Below are 5,180 nucleotides of genomic sequence, written 5' to 3' on the forward strand. Positions count from 1 at the left end.
TCAAAATCACCATATTGCTTCAAAAAATCGAGATGTGTTTCCCCAAAATCCTCTATATCTTCCCAGCCTTCTGCACCAGAAATAACGGCACAAATAGTCAACAGTAGAATATCCGACAATTTATGTTCCACTTTCCAGGCTTGTCTGTAATCGGGGATAATAGAAATATGTTCCATCAATTTTTTAAGTTCCATTTTGTTCTCCTTAATTATGTAAGGAGTATTTGATCATGTATACGCAATAAAAAACAGCTTCATGTAATGAGGAATATCTCAATTTTTAAACATAAAATGCGAATTACTTAGTACAAAAAAGCAGCGTTACGTGATCTTACCCTGGGTTTCCCCATTCATCATACTCCGCGCTCCACACCGTATTGCCGTCTTCGCTGATGAGGGCCAGCGGCAGTCCCCGGTGGTCGCAGTGATAAAGATGCAGTGAGCGTGCCGCTGTGTACTCCGGCTCTACCTGTGTTGCCAGTTGTTCCACCGTCAGCCCGCACTGTGCCAGCCACTGGCGGCTTTCACTGCTCACTCGGTCTGCCCGGATTTCTTCCTCCAGCCTGTCCAGCATCCTCACCAGTTCAGCCGGGAACACCACACCGTGACCGTCCTCACTCCCTTCCGACTGTAACTTCTCCGCCAGGCTGCGGCGCTGCGCTTTCTCCCATTCGCCGTTCTCTGTCTCGATACGGATGAGCGGCGTGAAGCTCCCCGGCTGGTACACCGTCTGGATACGCGTGGTGTCAGTCTGTACCGTCGTCAGCCTGTCACCGTCCCAGCCGTACCATGTCACCTCCGGTTTACGCGACAGCGACATCCACCCCGTCAGGTCACGCATGCGACGCCACACCCGTTTCCCTGTCCTGCGGCCCAGCGGGTCGTAAAGGTAGCGGCTCTCCACCTGCGGCTCGCCATGCTGTATCCTCGTGTAGAACACCAGGCGGTGCTGGTTGTCGTAATGGTAGAGCTGGGTGCGTTCGTCGTACATCCGGATAACACCTGTCGGGATGCGGGCCGTTTTCTCCGTCAGTCGGCCGTATTCATCGTAGCGGTACAGGTAGTGCGCATCTTCGGTGATATGGCTGATGTCAGTAAGCCAGCCGTGGTCGTCATACTGCCACTGTTCTGCCGCTTTGCCGTTCACCGTGCGGTGAGTGATACGGTCTGATGCATCGTAGTGCCAGAGGGTGATGAGTTCCTCGTCTTCACTGCGGATGAGTGATTATATACTTTCATTTATATTTTATATTTTACGACCTTCTTTTTTAAACTCAGTATGCTGGCAATCTACACTGCGAGTCTGATTTATTTGTATCCGATCCATTGATTGATGTTGGATAATTATTAATATATTCGCGCGCCAAATTTTCAGCCTCTTTTGCTTCTTTCTCATCCATATAAGTTGCTATTTTCTTTCGTGCCTCGTTAGCAGTTTTAATCCCATTATAGAATGCCACGGAGAACCATGCATATGATTTTCGAACATCTTTAGATATTTCATCACCTCCTTCCAGGTACAAAATCCCTAAGTTATTTTGAGCTACGGCATAGCCCTGGCACGCGGAACTTTTAAGTAAATCAAGAGCTCTCTTTCTATCTACAGGTAAGTTACCAGCACCTCTAGAATAATATAAAGCAAGAGAATTTCTCGCGCTCATAGAACCTAATTCCGCAGCCTTACCATACCATTTAGCTGCCTGCTTTTCGTCACGAGGAATACCCAGCCCGTAATTATAAATATAACCTAAATTATACAATGCAACAGTATTTTTTTTCTCCGCAGCCATCAAAAATAGATTTCTTCCCCGTAAATAATCTATCCTCCCTCCCAAGCCATTTATATAAAAAACCCCTAAATTTACCTGCGCATCGACACTCCCCCTAACTGCTGCCTTGCTATAAAATTCTCTTGCCAATTGTAAATTTTTAGTAACCCCCCACCCTTTTTCGTAGAAAAGGCCAAGATTAAATAACGCAGAAACTGAACCTTGTGTCGCGGCCTTTGAATACCAGAAAGCAGCTTTCTCATAATTTTTAACAACGCCGAATCCTTCTCCGTAAGCCATACCAAGATCTGTTTGAGCGTCTTTATCACCTCTTTCTGCCATTTGCGTTAAATATATCACTCTCTTATTTGAGTCATTTTCACAAAAAACCAACACATAAAAAAAGAAAAAGCTCACAAACAGCATGCTCGCCCCTAATAAAACAAAACCACATCTCATCACTTTATCCTTATTGTTTTTGAGTGTACGAAACTAGATTATCAAAAACAAAATCATACATTTTTTTCGGAAAACCTGATAAACCAGCATCAGCAACACCTTTGACACATACGAATGCTAGTTTTTTCTCATCTCTTTCGCCTTTTACTATTACTGCATCAGCCACATTAGTAATACATGCCGCACCTCTTTCAGCCAAGGATACTTCACCACCTAGCACCCCCCCGGCAACCAAAGCTGGGGCAACGGACCAACCGAAAACGTATTCTGAGAGTGGATTGTATACATTATGCATTGTTTCTACGTTATGTATGACTTTCGCGGCTTCATCTGGAGGTAAATACCTCACCGCAGAATTAACTTGTTGGCATACTTCTTTAATCCCACCATCACCTAATGAATTCCATCCATTTAGCCCCATCGGATCAATCCGCTGCACCGGATTTAGTGGATACGCATACAGGTTCCATCCCCCTTTCAGTCCAATCGGATCCTGGGTGATATACCTTCCCAACAACGGGTCATAGTACCGGTTCCGGTTATAGCACAGCCCCAACTCCTCATCGTACTGTTGCCCCGGCAGCCGGTACGGCTGGTACAGGTGATGCGGGTTATCCTCATATAGCTGGTTTCCCCATTCATCATATTTCGCGCTCCACGCCGTATTACCGTCTTCGCTGATAAGCGCCAGCGGCAGTCCACGGTGGTCACAGTGATACAAATACTGTGAGCGTGCCGGTGTGTACTCCGGCTCCACCTGTCTGGCCAGTTTTTCCACCGTCAGCCCGCACTGCGCAAGCCACGCCCGGCTTTCACTGCTCACGCGGTCTGCCCGGATTTCTTCCTCCAGTCTGTCCAGCAGCCGCACCAGTTCAGCCGGAAATACCACACCATGACCGTCCTCGCTCCCTTCCTGCTGTAACTTCTCCGCCAGGCTCCGGCGCTGCGCTTTCTCCAGTTCGGTCACGTCTGTTTCGATGCGGATGAGCGGTGTGAAGCTTCCCGGCTCGTATACCGTCTGGATACGCGTGGTGTCGGTCTGTACCGTCGCCAGCCTGTCGCCGTCCCACCCGTACCACGTTACCTCCGGTTTACGCGACAGCGACATCCACCCCGTCAGGTCACGCTCCCGCCGCCATACCCGTTTCGCCATTCGCCGTCCCAGCGGGTCGTAGAGGTAGCGGCTCTCGACCAGTGGCTCGCCATGCTGTATCCGCGTGTAGAACACCAGGCGGTGCTGGCTGTCGTAGTGGTAGTGGTGGGTCCGCTCGTCGTCCGTCCGTATCACACCCGCCGGGATGCGGTCCGTCTTCTCCGTCAGCCTGCCGTATTCATCGTGGCGGTAGACATAGTGCGCATCCTCCGCGATGCGGTTATCCGGCCACACTGTGAGTGTACTGTCCGGGTGCAGCTCCGGGTCCGGCAGCCGGTTGCCCGCCGGGTCCGTGGCATACGGGATGCGGATGTCCAGGTCCGGTGCGAGGGTGCGCACGCTCTCCAGCCTGCCCGTGGCACTGTAGCCGTATTCCCGCGTCTGTCGCGGGTCGCTGATGCGCACCAGGTCGCCGTTGTCATTCCACCCGTAGTCACGGTCATACACCAGGCTGTTCAGGTGCTGACTCTGTAACTGACCTGCGGGGGTGTATGTGCTGGTCAGTTCGTATGCGGAATTACTGCCTGCCATGCTGCCGAAGCTGCGCACCGTCTCACGGTGCAGCCTGTCCCGCGTATACTCGACCAGCGGCGTCCCGCCCAGCTTCATTCCCGCCAGGTAACCGCTGCCATACGTCAGCCACTCCACCGGCGGCAGGCTGTCCGGCGTGACGCGGTTTGCCAGCCCCTGTTCGTTGTATGCCTGTTTCGTCTCATGCTGCCAGAGCAGTTCCTCCGTCTCCGGGTTATGCACCGTCTGGCGCTCGCCAGTCAGACGGCCCTTGTCGTCATAGCCATAGTGGACGGCAACACGGTGGCCTTCGCTCAGGTGGCTGATTTCTCTCAGCCAGCCGTGGCCATCATACTGCCACTGCTCTGCCGGTTCGCCGTTCACCGTGCGGTGCGTGATGCGGTCCGATTCGTCGTAGTGCCAGAGGGTGACAAGCCCCTCATCTTCACTCTGCGTGAGTTTTCCGGTCAGGTCATAGTGGTAACGTTGCGTCCGCCCGTCAAAGCCGCGCTGCTGTACCAGCCGGTCCAGCGCATCGTAGGTAAACTCACTTCGGCTGCCGTTCTCGTTAGTCAGCGTGGTGACACGTCCGGCAGCATCATACTCCATACTGCGCGTCAGCCCGCCCTGCGTGGTACTGACCGCCTTTCCCCACGCATCGTACTGTGTCTCACTCCGGTTGCCATCCGGGGTGATGACGGCGGTCAGGTCGCCTGCGGCGTTGTACTCATACTGCGTTTCACGGCCCTGTGCGTCTTTCACCGAGGTTAACCGGCCACGGTTGTCATAGCGGCGGTAAAGGCTGATACCTTCCTCGCGGTGAACCGCCGTCATCTGGCCGAAGCGGTCGTATTCATAGCGGGACTGGTAGCCCGAGCAGTCGGTGAAGGCCAGCAACTGCCCGTAGCGGCTCCAGGTCATCTGCCGGGTGCTGCCCGTCGCATCCGTTGTCGTCGCCGGTAACTCACTGTGCGCGTCATCGTAGCGGTAGCGTACTGTCTCCCCGCTGCGCGATGTCTCCGTTACCAGCCTGTCCAGCTCATCATACGCCCGGCGGCTCTCCAGCCCGTCCGGGGACACCACTGCCGTCACCTGGTTCCCGTCGTTATAGTAAAATTTCGTCTCCCGCCCGTCCGGCGTGGTGATATCCGTGATATCGCCGGACACCACATTCAGGCCGTACTCTGTCCGCCGTCCCGCCGCGTCCGTCTGTGCCGTGAGCCTTCCTGCCGCGTCATACCCGCTGTGCGTGACGCTGCCGTCCGCCAGTTCTTTTTTCACCACCCGCTT

3 protein-coding genes and 1 pseudogene are annotated in these 5,180 nt (G+C 53.4%); all 4 read right to left on the reverse strand.

The annotated features are described in order from the left end of the window. Positions 1 to 194: ISAs1 family transposase (locus BEB54_RS27620; RefSeq protein ID WP_001765626.1), on the reverse strand; the 194-nt coding region annotated here is incomplete at its 3' end. 145 nt (positions 195 to 339) lie between these two features. Beyond that, a pseudogene (locus BEB54_RS27625) lies at positions 340 to 1,086 on the reverse strand (RHS domain-containing protein); the annotation flags it as partial. A 187-nt stretch (positions 1,087 to 1,273) separates the two neighbouring features. Further along, a complete protein-coding gene (locus tag BEB54_RS27630; RefSeq protein WP_064735799.1) occupies positions 1,274 to 2,227 on the reverse strand; it encodes a tetratricopeptide repeat protein in 954 nt (317 codons plus the stop codon). A gap of 10 nt (positions 2,228 to 2,237) precedes the next feature. Beyond that, the coding region (locus BEB54_RS27635) for an RHS repeat domain-containing protein (protein ID WP_236943093.1) at positions 2,238 to 5,180 on the reverse strand (2,943 nt) is incomplete at its 5' end.

Source organism: Escherichia sp. MOD1-EC6021, from assembly GCF_002965245.1.
In the GTDB taxonomy this organism is placed as follows: domain Bacteria; phylum Pseudomonadota; class Gammaproteobacteria; order Enterobacterales; family Enterobacteriaceae; genus Escherichia; species Escherichia coli_F.